The 18,977-nt window shown below is 66.4% G+C and carries 19 protein-coding genes; 17 read left to right on the top strand and 2 right to left on the bottom strand.

Annotation, left to right across the window (positions count from 1 at the left end):
- The first annotated feature begins 323 nt into the window (after nt 1–323).
- From N8I71_RS20245 to pdeM, 14 genes are all read left to right on the top strand, one after another.
- Complete coding sequence (locus N8I71_RS20245) at nt 324–545, top strand: hypothetical protein (protein ID WP_262879859.1); 222 nt, start codon at nt 324–326, stop codon at nt 543–545.
- A 174-nt stretch (nt 546–719) separates the two neighbouring features.
- Nucleotides 720–1,544: a Flp pilus assembly protein CpaB gene (gene cpaB, locus N8I71_RS20250; RefSeq protein WP_262879860.1), complete on the top strand. Its 825-nt coding sequence runs from the start codon at nt 720–722 to the stop codon at nt 1,542–1,544.
- A 306-nt stretch (nt 1,545–1,850) separates the two neighbouring features.
- Complete coding sequence (locus N8I71_RS20255) at nt 1,851–3,218, top strand: type II and III secretion system protein family protein (protein WP_262879876.1); 1,368 nt, start codon at nt 1,851–1,853, stop codon at nt 3,216–3,218.
- A gap of 11 nt (nt 3,219–3,229) precedes the next feature.
- A complete protein-coding gene (locus tag N8I71_RS20260; protein ID WP_262879861.1) occupies nt 3,230–3,925 on the top strand; it encodes an OmpA family protein in 696 nt (231 codons plus the stop codon).
- A gap of 286 nt (nt 3,926–4,211) precedes the next feature.
- Nucleotides 4,212–5,480: an AAA family ATPase gene (locus N8I71_RS20265; protein ID WP_262879862.1), complete on the top strand. Its 1,269-nt coding sequence runs from the start codon at nt 4,212–4,214 to the stop codon at nt 5,478–5,480.
- A gap of 15 nt (nt 5,481–5,495) precedes the next feature.
- Nucleotides 5,496–6,971 carry a CpaF family protein gene (locus tag N8I71_RS20270; protein WP_262879863.1) on the top strand — a complete coding sequence of 492 codons (1,476 nt, stop codon included), beginning with the start codon at nt 5,496–5,498 and terminating at the stop codon, nt 6,969–6,971.
- Between the two features lie 6 nt (nt 6,972–6,977).
- Nucleotides 6,978–7,946: a type II secretion system F family protein gene (locus tag N8I71_RS20275; RefSeq protein WP_262879864.1), complete on the top strand. Its 969-nt coding sequence runs from the start codon at nt 6,978–6,980 to the stop codon at nt 7,944–7,946.
- 16 nt (nt 7,947–7,962) lie between these two features.
- Nucleotides 7,963–8,943 carry a type II secretion system F family protein gene (locus tag N8I71_RS20280; RefSeq protein ID WP_406676391.1) on the top strand — a complete coding sequence of 327 codons (981 nt, stop codon included), beginning with the start codon at nt 7,963–7,965 and terminating at the stop codon, nt 8,941–8,943.
- Between the two features lie 113 nt (nt 8,944–9,056).
- Entirely contained in the window at nt 9,057–9,647 is a 591-nt protein-coding gene (locus tag N8I71_RS20285; protein WP_262879865.1) for a tetratricopeptide repeat protein, read from the top strand.
- 26 nt (nt 9,648–9,673) lie between these two features.
- Nucleotides 9,674–10,525, top strand: a complete 852-nt coding sequence (locus N8I71_RS20290; RefSeq protein ID WP_262879866.1) for a tetratricopeptide repeat protein — start codon at nt 9,674–9,676, stop codon at nt 10,523–10,525.
- 5 nt (nt 10,526–10,530) lie between these two features.
- Nucleotides 10,531–11,034, top strand: a complete 504-nt coding sequence (locus N8I71_RS20295; protein WP_262879867.1) for a prepilin peptidase — start codon at nt 10,531–10,533, stop codon at nt 11,032–11,034.
- A 111-nt stretch (nt 11,035–11,145) separates the two neighbouring features.
- Entirely contained in the window at nt 11,146–12,468 is a 1,323-nt protein-coding gene (locus N8I71_RS20300; protein WP_262879868.1) for a P-loop NTPase family protein, read from the top strand.
- A 147-nt stretch (nt 12,469–12,615) separates the two neighbouring features.
- Complete coding sequence (locus tag N8I71_RS20305) at nt 12,616–15,030, top strand: ligase-associated DNA damage response DEXH box helicase (RefSeq protein WP_262879869.1); 2,415 nt, start codon at nt 12,616–12,618, stop codon at nt 15,028–15,030.
- A 109-nt stretch (nt 15,031–15,139) separates the two neighbouring features.
- Entirely contained in the window at nt 15,140–15,826 is a 687-nt protein-coding gene (gene pdeM / locus N8I71_RS20310; protein ID WP_262879870.1) for a ligase-associated DNA damage response endonuclease PdeM, read from the top strand.
- Here pdeM and N8I71_RS20315 read toward each other — a convergent pair.
- Complete coding sequence (locus N8I71_RS20315) at nt 15,804–16,544, bottom strand: LytTR family DNA-binding domain-containing protein (protein WP_262879871.1); 741 nt, start codon at nt 16,542–16,544, stop codon at nt 15,804–15,806. The two genes, pdeM and N8I71_RS20315, sit on opposite strands and share 23 nt — an antisense overlap.
- 183 nt (nt 16,545–16,727) lie before the next feature.
- On the opposite strand from N8I71_RS20315, the gene N8I71_RS20320 reads away from it, so the two are divergent.
- From N8I71_RS20320 to N8I71_RS20330, 3 genes are read left to right on the top strand one after another with little or no spacing between them, the layout of a single operon-like run.
- Nucleotides 16,728–17,156 (top strand): PaaI family thioesterase, encoded by a 429-nt coding sequence (locus tag N8I71_RS20320; protein WP_262879872.1) that lies wholly within the window; start codon nt 16,728–16,730, stop codon nt 17,154–17,156.
- 54 nt (nt 17,157–17,210) lie between these two features.
- A complete protein-coding gene (locus tag N8I71_RS20325) occupies nt 17,211–17,558 on the top strand; it encodes an ArsR/SmtB family transcription factor (protein ID WP_262879873.1) in 348 nt (115 codons plus the stop codon).
- Nucleotides 17,548–17,985 carry an SRPBCC family protein gene (locus N8I71_RS20330; RefSeq protein ID WP_262879874.1) on the top strand — a complete coding sequence of 146 codons (438 nt, stop codon included), beginning with the start codon at nt 17,548–17,550 and terminating at the stop codon, nt 17,983–17,985. Before N8I71_RS20325 ends, N8I71_RS20330 begins: the two co-directional genes overlap by 11 nt.
- A 30-nt stretch (nt 17,986–18,015) precedes the next feature.
- On the opposite strand, the gene folD is transcribed toward N8I71_RS20330, so the two are convergent.
- Entirely contained in the window at nt 18,016–18,915 is a 900-nt protein-coding gene (gene folD / locus N8I71_RS20335) for a bifunctional methylenetetrahydrofolate dehydrogenase/methenyltetrahydrofolate cyclohydrolase FolD (RefSeq protein ID WP_262879875.1), read from the bottom strand.
- Between the last annotated feature and the right edge of the window lie 62 nt (nt 18,916–18,977).

Here is an 18,977-nt window from a genome sequence, read left to right on the forward strand (position 1 = left end):
CCTGCAGTCGAACTGATCTCGCAGCGGACGCCCAGGCGTCCAGCACAGAGAACCGACTTTCGGAAAGCCGCATCCCCCGGGGATGCGGCTTTTCCCTTTTTGGGACGATCCGCGGCATTCGTCTAAAGCCTGAACGGAACGGGCGGTCGCCGTCGCCGCCACGCCACATTCCTGCCCCGCGATCCCGGCCATCTGCCTCCCGCGCCCATGGGCGTCGGTGCAGAAAGCGCCCGGCTCGTCCCGCCCGGTACCGCCGTCCGCACGACCTGCGGTGCCCCGGCCGAGCCTCCCCCACATGCCACAACAGCAGCAGGAGTGCTTTCATGGCCATTTCCAAGCTTCGTACCTTCCTGTCGGACGAGTCCGGCGCCGTCACGGTGGACTGGGTGGTGCTGACCGCCGCCATCGTCGGCCTCGGCCTCGCCGTGATGAGCGTCGTCTCGGGCGGCATCGAAGATCTGTCGGGAGATATCTCGACGGCGTTGACCGACACCGATCCGCTCAGCGACCCGTTCGACAACGCCAACCAGCAGGACGCGGACTGATCCGGGCAACCGGAAGCGGGGGGCGGCGCGGAAATTTCGCGCCGCCGTCCCAAATTTCGCCAGATTCATAAACGATGTGTTGCCAATGGGTGAGGGTGACGTGGCCGAAACGGGCCGCGGCATCCTTCGCTGGCCGCTTGGGGCGGCACAGAGCAGCAACATGAGGATGCCGAAATGCGTATCATCTTCGTCCTAGTCCTGATGGTCGGTGTCGGCCTTGCAGCCTTCGCGGTGTCGGTGGCGAAAGACCGGTTCGACCAGTATCAGACCGCCATTGCGCAGCAGCGCAATGCCATCGTGCCGACCACGGATGTCTACGTGGTGACCCGGCAGGTCCGCTACGGCGAACCCCTGCGCCCGGGTGACGTGCGTGCGATCCGTTGGCCGTCCGACCATGTGCCCTTCGGCGCGTTCACTTCGGAAGAAGAGCTTTTTCCCGCGGGTGCCGACGAGCCGCGAATCGTCCTGCGCGTGATGGAAGCGGACGAACCCGTCCTGATCACCAAGGTCACGGCACCCGGCGAGGATGCCGGCGTCGCCTCCCGTCTCGAGGCCGGCATGCGCGCCCTCGCCCTGCAGGTCGACGTGACCTCGGGCGTTTCGGGCTTCCTCCGGCCGGGCGACCGGGTCGATGTCTACTGGACCGGCAATGGCCGCGAGGGCGACCGCGTCACGCGGCTGATCCGGTCGAACGTGCAGATCATCGCCATCGACCAGATCGCCGACGAAGACCGCAACAACCCGACCATCGCGCGCACGATCACCGTGATGGCCGGCCCCGCCGACATCGCCGCCCTGACCCAGGCCCAGGCCTCGGGCGCCCTGACGCTGGCTCTGGTCGGCGTGGGCGACGAGACGATCTCGGAAGCGGTCGAAGTATCCACGAACCAGCTTCTCGGCGCCGAGGAAATCGTCCAGAGCGCCGGGCCGCAGATCTGCACCGTGCGTGCGCGTCGCGGCGGCGAACTCGTGGTGACGCAGGTGCCCTGCACCAACTGAGCCACCTGGGAAAACCGGTGCCGGTCCTGTCCCTGGCCGGCGATCGGAAAAGACGCCCCGGCGCGAAAAACCTTCGCGCCGGGGCGTTTTGTTTTGCCCGGAACGCGGTAATCCCACCTCTCCACAAACTGTGGATAAACCTGTGCGTTGTCGATTCACCACATAAAGAGCGAACTGCAACACACAGATTCTTGCGTGAAATCTCCATTTGGGGCACAGTGGACAAAACGGGCGGCCATTCGGACAACGCCCGAGCAGAGGCATAGAGGCAGGATCATCATGCGCGTGACGAGATTCCTGGCCGCAATGGCCATAGGCCTGGGTGCGGTCTTTACACAGGCAGTGCCCGGTACGGCTCAGACCTTGCGGGTGCTCGAAGGAGCAACTTCGGCGACCCTCCGGGTGCCGATGAACCGGGCGGTCGTGGTCGAGAGCGACATGCTCTTCGCCGAGCTTTCGGTCGCCAACCCCGCCATCGCGGACATCGCGACGCTGTCGGAACGGTCGATCTACATCCTCGGCCGGGCGCCGGGGCGGACGACGATGACCCTTCTCTCGGCCGAGGGCAACCTGATCGCCAACGTCGAGATCCAGGTGATCCCCGATGTCGCGGAGCTGCGTGAGCGCCTGCGCGAGATCCTCCCCGGCGAACCTGTCGAGGTCCGGACCGCCAATGACGGCATCGTCCTGTCGGGCACGCTGACCTCCCTGCAGGCGGTCGATCGCGCCATGCAACTGGCCGAACGCTACACGCCCGGCAACGTCTCGAACCTGATGATGGTCGGCGGCACGCAGCAGGTGATGCTGCAGGTCCGCTTCGCCGAGATGCAGCGCACGGTGCGCCACGAACTGTCGACCTCGCTCGGTGTCGGAACTTCGGACGCCGCGTTCGGCAGCAACGCTCTGGGAGACACCGGCGCGCCCGCCGCACCGACACTCGGCGGAACGGGTGCCATCGACGGACGCACCGGCGCACTCTCGATCGCCTTCGGCGCAGGGTCGGCCCAGATCGGCATCCTGCTCGAAGCGCTGGAATCGAACGGCATGGTCCGCACTCTGGCGGAACCGAACCTGACAGCCCTCTCGGGACAGTCGGCAACGTTCCTCGCAGGCGGCGAATACCCGATCCCGGTTCAGGGCGACAATGGAATCGGCATCGAATTCAAGCCCTTCGGTGTGAACATGAGCTTTACGCCCACGGTGGTGGAAGGCGAGATCATCAACCTGAACCTCGACGCAGAGGTCTCGTCGATCGGCCCGACCGTGGCCACTGGCGGTGGCGCGGAGATCCCGTCGCTCAACACCCGCCGCGCGGGCACCACGGTAGAGCTTCGCGATGGAGAGAGCTTCGCAATCGCCGGTCTTCTCCAGGATGACTTCCGCGACACGGTGGGGCAGGTCCCCTGGCTCGGCGACCTGCCGATCCTCGGCGCGCTGTTCCGTTCGGCCTCCTACCAGCGCGAGCAGACGGAACTTGTCATCATCGTCACCGCGCACCTCGTGAACCCGGTCCGCGGCGAGGCGCTGGCGCTTCCGACCGACCGGATCGCGCTTCCGACCGAGGCCGATCTCTTCCTGCACGGCCGCACCACCGGCCGGCCCCGTCCCGGCACCGCCGCAGGCGACGTCGCGGCGCAGGATTTCGGCGGGTCCTACGGCTACGTGATGGAATGAGGAGCGAACCCATGCGCATCACAACGAGCATCGCCTCCCCCACCCCGCTCCGGCGGCGGATCGCCACCGGCGGTCTCGCCCTCGGCCTGGTCCTCGGACTTGCAGGATGCGAGGACCTCTTCGACGCATCGCAGCCGCTTGGCGCGCATCTCGACGAAGGCGGGTTTGGCAACCCGACGATGACCAACATAATGCTGCACAACGGCGAGTTGAGCTATGCCGAGGTGCTGGGTCGCCGCTTTGCCGAGACGGTTCCGACGACGATCAACTTCGCCTTCAACTCCGCCGTGCTCGACGAGCAGGCCCGCGCGATCCTGCGCGAGCAGGCCGCGTTCATCCGGCACTTCCCGGAGGTGCGCTTCACCGTCTACGGCCACACCGACCTTGTGGGATCGAACGCCTACAACCAGCGTCTCGGCCTGCGCCGGGCACGCGCGGCGGTCGACTACATCGTGAGCCAGGGCGTCGAACGCTCGCGGCTGCAGGCGATGGTCTCGCTGGGCGAGACGCAGCCGGTCGTTGCCACCGAAACGGAGGAACGCCGCAACCGCCGGACCGTCACCGAGGTCACGGGCTTCGTCCAGACGCACCCGATGGTCCTCGACGGCGAATACGCCCAGATCGTCTACCGCACTTACGTGTCGGGCGCCTCAGGCAGCCAGGGCGGGGCGGGCGACGGATCGGGCGCGGGGGTCGTGGCGCCCTGAGGCCGCCGAAAGAAATCCAAAAAGACGAGAAGGGTCCGCTGCGCGGGCCCTTTTTCGTTGCGCCCCGCGCGCCCGGCGGTTGCCGATGAAATACCGCCCATCCGTAAACCTAATCCCTTATTCAGGTCCTATTGTTGCCCTTTTTGCGCGTCAGGTTCGCCGACGGTGCGGTCCCTTCCTCCCGGTTTTTGCCGATGGCGAGGGAACGCCGCATCCGGGGAATGGACCTCGCCGTTCTTCGACAGAACAGGACCCGGATCATCCGGGCATGAGTGGGAAATGAGGAATGAGTAGCGGACTGGCTCTGCAATCCGAACCTGCGGCGGTCGTCGCCTGTACGGTGTCGCGCAATGTGCATCGCTTCGATCTCCTGATCGAGGACATGGAGGCCGAACTCGGCGATGGCTGGGGTGATCTCGGCTTCGACGAGGCACGCGCCTTCCTGCAGCAACCCGAGGCAGACGACCTCGTCTTCATCGCACTTGCGATCACCACCGAGGACGAGGCCGACGTCGGCCTGCTCGGCGAATTGATCCGCACCGCGAAGACGCGCGGCATCCGCGTCATCATCGTGGCCGACGGCGTTTCGCCCGCCACGCTGCACCAGCTCCTGCGCCTCGGCGCGGACGACTTTCTCCCCTATCCGCTGTCCGACGGCGCGCTTCACGACGCGGTCGAGCGGATCAAGTCCATGGCTTCCGACGCGGCGGCAGCGACCGCGGCCGGCGGACCGCCCGCGGGCAGCGAGGCCCCGAACGCCAAGCCCACGATGGGCGGGCACGGCGCGATGTTCGCCGTGCAGAACCTGGCGGGGGGCACCGGCGCAACCACGCTGGCCGTCAACCTCGCGTGGGAACTCGCGACCATCGACAAGAAAAAGTCCCCGACGGTCTGCCTGATGGACTTCGACCTGCAATACGGCTCGGTCGCGACCTATCTCGACCTGCCGCGCCGGGAAGTCGTGGTCGAGTTCCTGCAAGACGCCCATACGATGGACCCCGACGCGTTCCGTCAGGCGATGGTGGGCTACGGCGACAAGCTGTCGGTCTTCACCGCGCCGCCCGAGATCCTGCCGCTCGACATCATGGGTCCGGCGGAGGTGGAGGCGATCCTCAACCTCGCGATGCAGACCTTCGACATCGTTATCGTGGACATGCCGCGCAGCCTCGTGGTCTGGACCGAGGCGGTTCTGAACCGCTCGGACATCTTCTTTGCGACGATGGAGCTCGACCTGCGCTCGGCGCAGGATGCGATGCGCTTCATCAAGGCGCTTCGGGCCGAGGATCTGCCGCTGGAAAAGGTTCAGTACGTCCTGAACCGGGCACCGGGCGGAATGGACCTGACGGGCAAGGGCCGCGTCAAGAAGCTGGCCGAAAGCCTCGGGGTGGAGATCAAGACCCACCTGCCCGACGGCGGCAAGCAGGTCCGCGAGGCCGGCGACAACGGCCAGCCCATGGGCGAAGCCGCGAAGAAAAACCCGCTCCGCAAGGAAATCGCCAAGCTAGCCCAGGGCCTGCACCAGGCCATGCTGGCCGACGCCAAAGCCGCCAAGTAACGGGGGAAGCCGCCGATGTTCTCGAAGTATCGCAAGCCGGGATCGAAGCCCGACGCCGCCGAAGCCGCAAACGCGGAAAAGGCCGAGGCGCGCTCGCCCCGGCCCGCGCCCGAGGCATCTTCGTCTCAGGACCCGCCGGCTGCCGCGCGCAAGCCCCAGCAGCTTGCCGCCGTGCCAAAGGCCGACCTGTCGGGTGGCGACGTCAAGGATGCCAAGCGCCGCCAGCGCCTGGACGAACTCAAGACGGAGATGCACCACCGTCTGCTCGACAACCTGAACCTCTCCGCGCTGGAAGGGGCCAAGGAAAGCGAGCTGCGCGCCGAGATCAACGCCATCACCAGCGAACAGCTGGCAGACATGGGCGTCGTGCTGAACCGCGAAGACCGGCAGATGCTGAACGTCGAGCTGTTCGACGAGGTGACGGGTCTCGGGCCGCTGGAGCCGCTTCTGAAGGACGAGACGGTCAACGATATCCTGGTCAACGGCCCCAACCGCATCTTCGTGGAACGTGCAGGCCGGCTGGAACTGACCGACATCCGCTTCAAGGACGAGCGGCACCTTCTCAGGATCATCGACAAGATCGTGTCGGCCGTGGGCCGGCGCGTCGACGAATCGAACCCCTATGTCGACGCCCGCCTCAAGGACGGATCGCGCTTCAACGCGATGGTGCCGCCGGTCGCAGTGGACGGCTCGCTCGTCTCGATCCGGAAATTCAAGAAGGAAAAGCTCGGGATCGACGATCTCGTGAAGTTCGGCGCCTTCTCCGAGGAGATGGCCGCCTATCTCCAGGCCGCCGTCGCCACGCGCCTCAACGTCATCGTCTCGGGCGGTACGGGTTCGGGTAAGACCACCACGCTCAACGCGCTGTCGTCCTTCATCGACAACAAGGAACGCATCCTGACGATCGAGGACACCGCGGAACTTCAGCTGCAGCAGGTCCACGTGGGCCGGATGGAAAGCCGCCCGCCCAACGTCGAGGGCAAGGGCGCCGTCACGCAGCGCGACTGTCTGAGAAACGCGCTCCGGATGCGTCCCGACCGCATCATCGTCGGCGAGACGCGCGGCGAGGAAGTGATCGACATGCTGCAGGCCATGAACACCGGCCACGACGGCTCGATGACCACGATCCACGCCAACAGCGCGCGCGATGCCTGCTCGCGTCTGGAGAACATGGTCGCCATGTCCGGCATCGAGATGCCGATCAAGGCCGTCCGCGCCCAGATCGCAAGCGCCGTGAACCTCATCGTGCAGGCCAGCCGCCTCCAGGACGGCTCGCGCCGGATGGTTTCGATCACGGAAGTGACCGGCATGGAAGGCGAGGTCCTCTCGATGCAGGAGGTGTTCCGCTACCAGCGCACGGGGCTCAAGCCCGACGGCACGATCATGGGCCATTTCACGGCCTGCGGCGTGCGCTCGCACTATGCCGAACGTTTCCGCCAGTGGGGCTACGACCTGCCGGCAGCCATCTACGAACCCGTCGCCGCGGAGTAAACGCCCATGGAACTCTCGATCGAACCGCTCATCTATATCGGCATCTTCGTCGGCGTCCTCCTGCTGGTGGAGGGTGTCTATCTTGCCGTCTTCGGCAAGTCGATCAGCCTGAACGCGCGCGTCAACCGACGCCTGGCGATGCTGGAACAGGGTGCCAGCCGCGAGGACGTGCTGGCCCAGCTCCGCAAGGAGATGTCCCAGCACAAGGGCCGCGTGCGGGTCCCGTTCTATTCGCTCATCGCCGACAAGGCCCAGAAGGCGAACATCGCCTTCACGCCCGAACAGCTGATGATGGTGATGGCGGGCCTGACCGTCGTCGTCTTCCTCGCGCTTACGGTCCTGACCTCCGCATCGCTGCCGATCCGCCTGCTTGTGTCGATCGTCATGGGTGTCGGCGCGGTCTACCAGTGGGTGTCCTCGAAGGCGAAGAAGCGGATCGCCAAGCTCGAGGAGCAGCTGCCCGACGCGGTGGAACTCATGGTGCGAAGCCTGCGCGTGGGCCATCCCTTCGTGTCGGCGGTGCACACCGTCGCCCGCGAGATGTCCGACCCGCTGGCCTCCGAGCTAGGCATCATCGCCGACGAGGCGGCCTATGGGCGTGACGTGTCGGAATCGATCCGTGCCATGGCCGAGCGCCTGGACATCCAGGACCTTCGCTTCCTCGCCGTGGCCGTCGGCATCCAGCAGACCTCGGGCGGCAACCTCGCCGAGATCCTGCAGGGCCTCGCCAACGTGATCCGGGCACGCTTCAAGCTATTCCGGAAGGTCAAGGCGATCACCTCCGAGGCCAAGTTCTCGGGCACGTTCCTGTCGTTCTTCCCGATCCTCTGCCTCATCGGCATCAACGTGATGAAGCCCGACTACTACGCAGACGTGATCGACACCCCCGCTTTCATCCCCGCCTGTGCGGTCGTGGCAGTCATGCTCGGCGTGAACATGATCTTCATGCGCATGATGGTTAACATCAAAGTCTGACGAGGACGCCGCCAAGATGGAAATGATCCGAGCATATTTCGCCAAGGGCAACGAGTGGCTGACAGCACAGTTCGGCGATCTCGGCCCGATGATCGTCGTGGGCCTTCTCGGTGTTCTGCTGATCATCCTGGTCCTCCCGGCCGCGCTCCGGCCGACGAAGGACCCGTTCAGCCGCCTGAAGAACGATGGCGCCGAGAAGAGCGGCGTCACCTCCAACCCCAAGCGTGGCCTGCGCGTCGGGGGCAAGGATGAGCGGCTTGACCGTTTCGCCCAGTATCTCCAGCCCCAGAACGTCGACGAACTGTCGGCTTCGCAGCTGACCATGATCCGCGCGGGCTACCGCTCCAAGGGCGCGGTGCAGATGTTCCACTTCCTACAGCTCGTGGGCGGGATCGGCGGCCTCGTGATCGGCACGATCTACCTGCTGATCGCGGGTGGCGGCTCGGCACAGGCGTCCATCATCACGGTGCTCCTGCCCGGCTGCGTGGGCTACTACGCCCCGAAATACTGGGTCCAGCGCCGTCTGCAGGTGCGTCAGGAGCAGATCATCCAGGGCTTTCCGGACGCGCTCGACCTGATGCTCGTCTGCGTCGAGGCCGGCCAATCGCTCGACCAGGCGATCAACCGCGTCGCCAAGGAGATCGAGACCTCCTACCCCTCGCTCGCCGAGGAGTTCCAGATCGTCGCCTACGAGATGAAGGCCGGCAAGGAGAAGTCCCGCGTTCTCCGCGACATGGGCGAGCGCGTCGACGTGCAGGACATCAACAGCTTCGTCACCACGCTGATCCAGTCGGCGACCTTCGGCACCTCGATCGCCGAGGCGCTGAGGGTCTACGCCGAGGAAATGCGCGACAAGCGCGTGATGCGTGCCGAGGAAAAGGCCAACAAGCTTCCCACGAAGCTGACGCTTGGAACCATGATGTTCTGTGTGCCGCCGCTCCTGATCATCCTGATCGGTCCCTCGGTCTACGGCATCGCGCAAATGCTCGGCAACTGAGGGGAGACAGCCCCCCCCGATGCGCGCTAGACTGGCAGCAACACCACCCCCGCGCGAGGGCCGGACACACCGGCCCCGCCCGAGCAGCCAGACCCCAGGGGATGACCCGTGCCATGAGGCATGCACCCGCCGCCGCAAGCATCGCCCGACGCATCTGCGTGGCCTTGGCCGTGCTCGCCGTCGCCACCGCCTGTACGCCCAGCGCGCCGCTGACGTCCTCGGACCCCGACCTTCCCGGTCTCGATACCGGGGGAACGTCGGTCGATGGCCTGATCGTCGGGCACCGGCTGATGGAGTCGGGGGAATACGAACTGGCCTTGCGTGCCTACTATCGTGCGGCGGGGACCCTCGGCCTCAATGTCGACGTCCTTTCGGCGCTCGGCTCCGCCAACCTCAGGCTCGGGCGCATCGGCCAGGCCGAAGCGCTTCTGAGGCAGGCGCTGGACGAGGAAGAAGACTTCGTGCCCGCGCTCAACAATCTCGGCGTCGTCCTGATGGAGCAGGGCGAGTACGGCGAGGCGCGGCGCGTGTTCCAGCAGGCCTTTGCCCTCGACAGTGGCCGAACGGACGCGATCCGAGAGAACTTGCGCACGGCTATCGCGCGGATGGAGGATTCGGTCTATTCTACGGAAAACAACGATTTCCGTTTCGACCTGATCCGACGCGGCCCAGGGGTCTACGAACTCCTCGCAAGGTCAGGCTGAAAACGGGCGAGCAGATGAGGCAGACCATGTCCCCGTTTCTCCGGATGATTCCGGCGCTTGTGGCCGTTATCGGCCTGGCCGCGTGCGACCAGACCCGCGGTGCGGATGTCGACCGCGCCCTCGACCCCCTGAACGTCATCGACGAGACGAACCTCAGCGACGTGATGCTGAGCGCCGCCTCCCCCGATGAGGCGGTCGCCTATTTCCGCCGCACGCTGGATGAACAGCCCGACCGCATCGACCTCAAGCGTGGCCTGGCCCGGAGCCTCGTGCGCGCCGGACGCGCCGCCGAAGCGCTGCCGCTCTGGTCGCAGATCGTGGCCGATGGAACATCGACCCACCAGGACCGGCTCGACTATGCCGACGCGCTCATCCGCAATGGCGACTGGGATGACGCCGAGGCGCAACTCGACCTGATCCCGCCGACCCTCGAAACCTTCGAGCGCTACCGCCTCGAGGCGATGATCGCCGACTCGAACCGCGAATGGGACCGCGCCGAAAGCTTCTACGAAACCGCGGTCGGCCTGACCACGCGGCCGGCGACCACGCTGAACAACTGGGGCTTCTCGCGGCTGACGCGCGGCGACCACGAAGGCGCGGAAGAGCTGTTCATGGAGGCGATCACCTACGATCCGAACCTCTTCACCGCGAAGAACAACCTCGTTCTCGCCCGCGCTGCCCAGGGCAACTACCAGTTGCCGCTGGTCCGCATGACCCAGATCGAGCGGGCACAGCTTCTGCATACCGCCGCCCTGGCCGCGATCCGTCAGGGGGAAGTTGCGATCGGCCGCAACCTCCTGTCCGAAGCCATCGATACCCATCCCCAGCATTTCGAAGCCGCCGTGCGCGCGCTGCGCGCCCTCGACCAGGAGGCCTGACACTCATGACCCTGTCGCTGACCTTCATGCAGGCCCTTTGGTTCCTGCCCCTCGCCCTGCCGATCTGCGTCTGGGTGGCGCTAACCGACCTGCGCGAGATGCGCATCCCGAACGTCGCGGTGCTCGCCCTTTTCGCGGTCTTCGTCGGCGCGGGCCTTATGGTCCTTCCGCTGAACGAGTTCGGCTTCCGCCTCCTGCAACTCGTGGTCGTGCTGATTGCCGGGTTCATCATCACCTCGCTGGGCATGGCCGGCGCGGGCGACAGCAAGTTCGCCGCCGCCATGGCGCCCTTCATCGCGCCCGGCGATTACCTGTTCTTCCTGATGCTCTTCTCGCTGGTGCTGCTGGGATCTTGGATCACGCATCGCAGCGCGGGTCGCGTTCCCGCCCTGCGCCGGGCGACCGCGGAATGGGCCTCGTGGGAATCGGGCAAGCTTTTCCCCATGGGCGTGGCGCTTGCCGGTGCACTCGTGATCTACCTCGCGATGGGTCTGTCGGCCGGCCTGTGACAACAGGGGCCAAAGCTCGGGCGGGCCGGGGTTTCTCCGCGCCCGCGCCGTGAATTCGCCCAAATCGGCGGCCAGTTTCCCCCTCGCAGCTTGAACGGGGATCTAACCGCCATGAACACCCAAGCAGGATTGCCCGAAAGCTTCGCGCCGCCACCGCTGCGCAAGCTGAAGGACACCGGCCTAACCGTCGTCATGATGCGAGACATCATGCTCAAGACGGTGTTCCGCAAGAACGTCGAGAACGCCTCCGACATCGCCGCAGCGATCAGCCTGCCGACACCGCTCACGCAGGAGCTGATCGACATGCTGCGCGAGATGGGGCTGATGCAGGCGACCGGCACCCTGCACGCCACCTCCGGCAACGAGATGGGCTACCAGCTCACCGATGCCGGCAAGGCGCGCGCGCTCGATGCCCTGTCGCAGTCCGAATATTACGGCGCGATGCCCGTCCCGCTCGAGGACTACAAGGTGCAGGTCAAGCGCCAGTCGATCAAGAACGTCCGCATCACGCGCGAGGTTCTGGAGGCGTCGATGGGCCACCTGATCCTGCCCGAGGGCATGATCGATCAGCTTGGCCCCGCCGTCACCTCGGGACGCTCGGTCCTCATGTATGGCCCGCCCGGCAACGGCAAGTCGTCGATCGCGGAAGGCATCCGCGCCGCGATGGGCGACCATATCTACATCCCCCACGCGCTCAGCTACGCGGGGCAGGTCATCACCATGTTCGACCCGATCGTGCACACGAAGGTCGAGGACGCCGAGGCCGGCCTCGGATCGAGCCCGCTGAGGAAATCCTCGGCCCGGCACGACACGCGTTACATCCTCTGCACGCGGCCCACGGTGATGACCGGGGGCGAGCTGATGCTGAAGATGCTCGACCTCAACTACAACGCCGTCAGCCGGACCTACCAGGCCTCGCTTCAGCTGAAGTCGACCGGCGGCGTCTTCATCGTCGACGACCTTGGTCGCCAGGAAGAGCCGCCGCAGGCGCTGATCAACCGCTGGATCGTGCCGATGGAAGCCGGCTACGACATCCTTGCGCTGCAGTCGGGCGAGAAGTTCGAGGTTCCCTTCGACACGCTCGTGGTGTTCTCGACCAACTTCCACCCCAACGAGATCTTCGACCAGGCGGCGCTCCGCCGGATCTTCTTCAAGGTGAAGATCGACGGGCCGAACCAGAGCGAGTTCCTCAAGATCTTCGCCATGGTGGCGCGCAAGAAGGGCGTGCCGCTGAACGAAGAGGCGCTGATCTACATGCTGAAGAAGAAGTATCCGGCGGTGGAGAACCTCTACGCGAACTACCACGCGCCGTTCCTGATCGACCAGGTCAAGGCGATCTGCGACTTCGAGGGCATCCCCTACCAGCTGCGCCCGGAACTGATCGACCGTGCGTGGGAGAACCTCTACGTCAAGGAAGAGAAGATCGTGCACTGACGCCTCGACCGCGTCGGAAAACGCCTGCTATCCGGGTCTGGAAACTTCCGTTTTCAGACCCGTTTTGCTGCGGGAACACCGCCACGCCGACCGGGTCGCGCAACCGCCCCATGGCAAGCCGCCCGCCCTGCCCCTATCTTGCCGGGAATGACGGCGCTTCCCCCACAGATCACCGGATGGTTCGAAAGCCGCGGATGGGCCATCCATCCGCATCAGCGCGCCATGCTCGCGCGCGCGGGCGATCCCTGCACGCTCCTCATCGCGCCCACTGGCGGGGGCAAGACCATGGCGGGCTTTCTGCCGACGCTGGCCGAGTTGGCGGACGGCAGCCACCAGGGCCTCCACACGCTCTACATCTCGCCGCTGAAGGCTCTTGCCGCGGACATCCGCCGGAACCTGACCGGCCCGATCACCGAGATGGGGCTGCCCATCCGCGTCGAGGACCGCACCGGCGACACCTCGTCGAACACGAGGAAACGGCAGCGCGCGGACCCGCCGCACATCCTGCTGACCACGCCCGAAAGCCTCGCGCTCCTGACGTCCTACGAGGATGCCGGGCGCACCTTCGCGGGGCTCCGGCGGGTCATCGTCGACGAGATCCACGCGCTCGCGGAATCCAAGCGCGGTGACCAGCTGATGCTGGCGCTCTCGCGTCTTGCGTCGCTCGCACCGGGACTGCGCCGCGTGGGCCTGTCGGCGACCGTTGAGGATCCTGCCGCCATCGCCCGCCTTCTCGCCCGTCACCCCGATCCCTGCGAGATCCTGCAGGCCGATCCCGGCCCCGACCCCGACATCGCCATGCTGACGACCCCCGAGCCGCCGCCCTGGTCGGGTGGCGGAGGGAAATACGCAATCCCGCGCGTGCTGGAGGAGGTGAAACGCCACCGCACGACGCTGATCTTCCACAACACCCGCGCGCAGGCCGAGATCTTCTTTCACCACCTCTGGCTCGCCAACGACGAACAGCTCCCCATCGGCATCCACCACGGCGCGCTTGCCCGCGAACAGCGCGAGCGGGTGGAGCAGGCGATGACCGACGGGCGGCTGCGCGCCATTGTCTGCACGGGCACGCTCGACCTGGGGATCGACTGGGGAGACGTCGACCTCGTGATCCAGGTCGGCGCGCCGAAGAACGTGAAGCGGCTGGTGCAGCGGATCGGGCGCGCGAACCACCGCTACAACGCCCCGTCCAAGGCGCTCATCGTGCCCGCCAACCGGTTCGAAGTCATCGAATGCGTGGCCGCACTCGCCGCCGTCCGGGAGCACGACCTCGACGGCGACCCGCGCGGGCCGGGGCCGCTCGACGTCCTGTGCCAGCACATCCTGATCCGTGCCGCCGCCGGGCCCTTCGACGCGGGCGACCTCCATGCCGAGGTCATCACGACCGGCGCTTATGCGGACCTGCCGCGCGAAACCTTCGACCGCTGCCTCGACTTCGTCGCCACCGGGGGCTACGCGCTTCGCGCCTACGACCAGTGGCAACGGCTGATGCAGCGGCCCGATGGCCTCTGGCAGCTTCGCGATCCGCGCGCGGCGCAGCGGATCCGCATGAACGTCGGCACCATCGTGGATGCCGACAAGATGGCCGTGCGCCTCCACAAGTCCCGGGGCGGCAAGCCTCTGGGCGAGGTGGAGGAGTATTTCGCGTCGATGCTCCGCAAGGGCGACACGTTCCTGATCGGCGGCGAGATCGTCCGCTATGAAGGGATGCGCGAAATGGTGGTCGAGGTGACGCGGACACCTTGGCAGAAGCCCAAGATCGCAACCTTCATGGGCACGAAGTTCGCCACCTCGACCCAGCTTTCCGACCGGATCCTCAGCATGTTCCGGCAGGACGACTGGCCCGAGCTGCCCGGCCACACGCGCGATTGGCTCCATCTCCAGCGAAAGGTCAGCCGCCTGCCCGAGCGCGACCGGTTGCTGGTCGAAAGCTTTCCCCACGACGGGCGGGAGCATCTGGTGGCCTACGGCTTCGCCGGCAAGAACGCGCAGCAGACGCTCGGCCTTCTCCTCACGCAGCGGATGGAGGCGCAGGGGCTCAACCCGATGGGCTTCGTCGCCACCGACTACGCGACGCTGATCTGGGGCCTCGATGCGGTGGAGGACGCGCGGCCGCTGTTTTCCCGCGAGAACCTCGTGGAGACGATGGAGACATGGCTTGCGGAGAACGCGGTGATGAAGCGGACCTTCAAGGGGTCGGCCATCATCGCGGGGCTGATCGACCGCTCCATGCCCGGAGGCAAGCGCAAGTCCGGGCGGCAGGCCACTTTCTCCTCCGACATCCTCTATGACACGCTGCGCAAGTACGACCCCGGGCATGTCATGCTCGAGATCACGCGGGAGGAGGCGATGCGCGGCCTCGTCGACTTCGGACGCATCGAGGCGATGCTGGAACGCATCGGCGACCGCATCGACCATGTGCGCCTGTCTCGGGTCACGCCGCTGGCCGCGCCGCTCTTCCTCGAACCCGGGCGCGTGCCCGTCGAGGGGCTGGCCAGCCAGAGGCTGATGGAGGAGGAGGCCGCGCGCCTGATGCGGACGGCCGGGCTCGAGACGGCCTGAAACGGGGTTCGATCGCGCAAAGACCCTCGGGGGTTTTCCCGCGCGCGCGCACGGAACGCACGACGCGCGCTCTTGCCACCGGACGCGACGGCATGGCATGGAACGGAACATGAACGCCCCAAGCCCACCCATCCACGTGTTGCAGTTTCGCGGCCACACGCTCCACGCCATGGCATCCGGCGCGCTGCACTGGCCGGCGGCGGAATTGCTCTGCGTCTCCGACCTGCATCTCGGCAAGTCCGAGCGCATGGCGCGGCGCGGCGGGCCGATGCTGCCGCCTTACGAGGGGATCGACACCCTCCTGCGGCTTGACGCCGACATCGCCGCGACACGGCCACGCACGGTCGTCTGCCTTGGCGACAGTTTCGATGACGCGGCCTCGGCCGATGCGCTGGACGACGTGACGGCGTCGCATCTGCGCCCGCTGATGGCTGGGCGGCGCTGGATCTGGATCGCGGGGAACCACGACCCCGGGCCCATTGCCCTCGGCGGCACGCATCTGTCGGAGTATCGCTTGGCGCCATTCGTGTTCCGCCACATCGCCGAACCCGGCGCCGAGGCGGAGATTTCGGGACATTATCACCCCAAGGCGCGCCTTTCGGGACGGGGGCGCGGGATCACGCGGCCCTGCTTTCTCGTCGACGGCGACCGGATCGTCATGCCCGCCTACGGAACCTATACCGGGGGGCTCCATTGCGACGGCCCCGAGCTTTCGGCCCTGATGGCCCCGGGCGCGCGCGCCATCCTGCTGGGGGTGCCGCCGGTTGCCGTTCCTATGCCTCGCCGTCCCGCATGAGGCCCGCCGCCCGAAGATCCTCCAGATAGGCGCGGCTGACCGGAACCTCGGTCCCGCAGTCGAGCACGGCCACATGGCGCCGCCCATCGGGTCGTACCGCCTGCACAGCGGCAAGAGCCACCCAGTGCGAGCGGTGCACCCTGAGCCCCGGCAGATCCCCCAGTTCCTTCAGCGCGTCGCGGAACCGCATCAGGACACGCGCGCTCCCCGCCTCGGTTTCGACGACGAGGTAGTGGTCATCCGCCCTGATCCAGCGGAGCGTCTTTCCCAGATCGGGGGCGAGGTCCCGAAGATAGTCGGGCACGTGGCAAGCGCCATGGCCAGGTGCTTCGGCGGCCGCATCGAACGTATCAGGCAACTCCCCCGGGCGCACCGTGGTGGCGCGGATGTAGAGCCTTACCAGCGCAACGGCGAGCGACACGACGAAGACCACCAGGACGTGATGAAAGAGCATGACGAGGCTGAGCACGTCCTTGCCCATCACGAGGCCGTTGAAGAGACATATCGACGGCCCCAGCGTCACCGCCATCGCGGCCGATCCGACAAGATCGGTAACGACGGATTCCTCGTCCGCCACCGAAAGTACCACCTTGCGGATACTCACCGCCAGAATGATCGCCACCCCGATCAGCCCGCCCCAGTAGAACAGCCGCTGATCGAAGGTCATCGCAATGAAGGTGCCGAACGGACCGACGAGCGCGGCAATCAGAGATGCCATCGCCCAGGCGGAAACACGGGTTATCCATGTGTGATGGCGCTCGTGCGCCAAAACTCGCTTGGTGATGTCCATCGATATCGTTGCCGCTCAGTTGGATAGGTATTGTTTTAATTGATTCATTAGGTGAATCAAGAAACGTGATGCCGCGTTGACAATCCCGTGAGCCGGCGCTCCGATGCAGGCATGTCCGAAACGACCCCGTCCGATCGCGCCCCCGATATCCGCGAAAGTTTCGCACGGCAGGGATTGATGACGACGATCGGCGCCAGGATCGAGGAGATCGCGCCCGGTCGTGTCGTTCTTTCCGCTCCGATCACGCCGCACATCGCACAGCAGCATGGCTTCGCCCATGCCGGCGCGACCTTCGCCCTCGGAGACAGCGCCGCCGGCTATGCCGCGCTCAGCCTGATGCCGGAAGGCACCGAGGTCCTCACGGTCGAGATGAAGATCAATCTCATCGCCCCGGCCGCGGGCACTCGCCTTGTCGCCGAGGGCGAGGTCGTGAAACCGGGCCGCCGCCTCGTCATCGTTCGGGCTACCGTGCGCGCGGCGGCGGAGGATGGCACGCTCCGCGACGTGGCGCTCCTGCAGGGAACGATGATCCCGTCCTGAGCCCGGGGCTCCGCAATTGCCTTCATAACATATCCTTTATATAATAGATTTGTTATGAACAACGCGCTCGACGATCTCTTCGCCGCACTCGCGGACCCGACCCGCCGCGCCATTCTCGAACGCCTGCGCAACGGCGAGGCCAGCGCGGGCGAGATTGCCCGGCCATTCGCGCTCAGTCAGCCCGCGGTATCCCGCCACCTCGCGACGCTGCACCGCGCGGGCTTCGTCACGGACCGGCGGGCAGGAACAAGGCGCATCTTCCGGCTCAGCCCACACCGCCTGGCCGACCTCGACGCCTGGCTCGAGGATTTCCGCACGGCGATGGAGGCGAACTACACCCGGCTCGACGGCCTGCTTTCCGATCCCGACGCATCAGAAAGGCCCGACCCCGATGGCCCTTGAGACCGAATTGCGGGGCGACACGCAGCTTGTCCTCCGTCGGCTTCTCCCGGCCCCACCCGAGCGCGTCTTCGCCGCACACACCGAGGCCGACCTGGTCCGGCGCTGGATGGTCGGCTCGCCCGGCTCGGAAATCACGCACTGCGAACATGATGCCCGCCCCGGCGGAAGCTTCCGCATGCGCTGGAGAGGTGATTTTCCGGCGTTCGAGATCACGGGCGAATACATCGCCCTCGATCCGCCGCACCGGATCGAGCATGTCGAGCGCATGCACCTCCCGGAGTTCACGACCGAGGACACTCACATCGTCACCACCTTCACCCCGGAAGGCCAAGGCACCCGGATGGAAATGGTCATGACCTTCGAAAGCGCCGAGGCGCGCGAAGCCGCGCTCTCCACCGGCATGCTCGACGGGATGGAGGCCTGCTAAACCGAGCTCGGCGCGGCCTGACCCGGTGAGCTAGACCGTAAGCCCCTCGGGCTCCGGCAAGCCGTTCACCCGGCAGCACGCGGTCAGCGTGTTCGCCAGAAGGCAGGCGATGGTCATCGGCCCCACGCCTCCCGGCACGGGCGTGATCGCGCCCGCGACGGCAGCCACGCTGTCGAAGGCGACGTCACCGATGAGGCGCGTCTTTCCGGGCTTCTCGGGGTGCGGCACCCGCGTGATCCCGACATCGATCACAGTCGCCCCCGGCTTGACCCAATCGCCCTGCACCAGCTCGGCCCGCCCGACCGCCGCGATCAGGATATCGGCGCGACGGCAGACCTCGGACAGGTTCTTCGTCCGGGAATGGGCGATGGTCACGGTGCAGTTCTCGCCGAGCAGAAGCTGCGCCATCGGCTTGCCGAACAGGTTCGACCGGCCGATCACGACCGCCTCGAGCCCCGAAAGGCTGTCGAACCGGTCGCGCAGCAACATCAGGCACCCGAGCGGCGTGCAACTCACCAGTGCCTTGTCCCCGGTCGCCAGAAGCCCGGCATTGGTCACGCTCAACCCGTCGACATCCTTTTCCGGCGCGATCCGCGCCACCGTCCGGCGTTCGTCCAGATGGTCGGGCACCGGGAACTGGCACAGGATGCCGTGAACGGCGGGGTCGGCATTCAGCCGGTCGATGAGGGCGAACAGGTCCGCCTCGGACGTGTCGGCCGGCAACTTGTGTTCGAAGGAAGCCATGCCGACCTCGACGGTCGCCGTATGCTTGTGCGCCACATAGACCTGGCTCGCCGGATCCTCGCCCACCAGGACAACCGCCAGCCCCGGCACGATCCCGTGCGCCGCCTTCAGCGCCGCGACCTCCTCGGCAACCCGGCCCCGCAACGTCGCGGCGAAGGCCTTTCCATCGATGAGTGTGGCAGTCATCCGTCCCTCTTCATCCTGGCGAAAAACTCCGGGGGGCGCCGGCCCATCGGGCCGGCCGGGGG

The sequence above is a fragment of the Roseicyclus sediminis genome (assembly GCF_025515305.1).
Lineage (GTDB): Bacteria > Pseudomonadota > Alphaproteobacteria > Rhodobacterales > Rhodobacteraceae > Roseibacterium > Roseibacterium sediminis.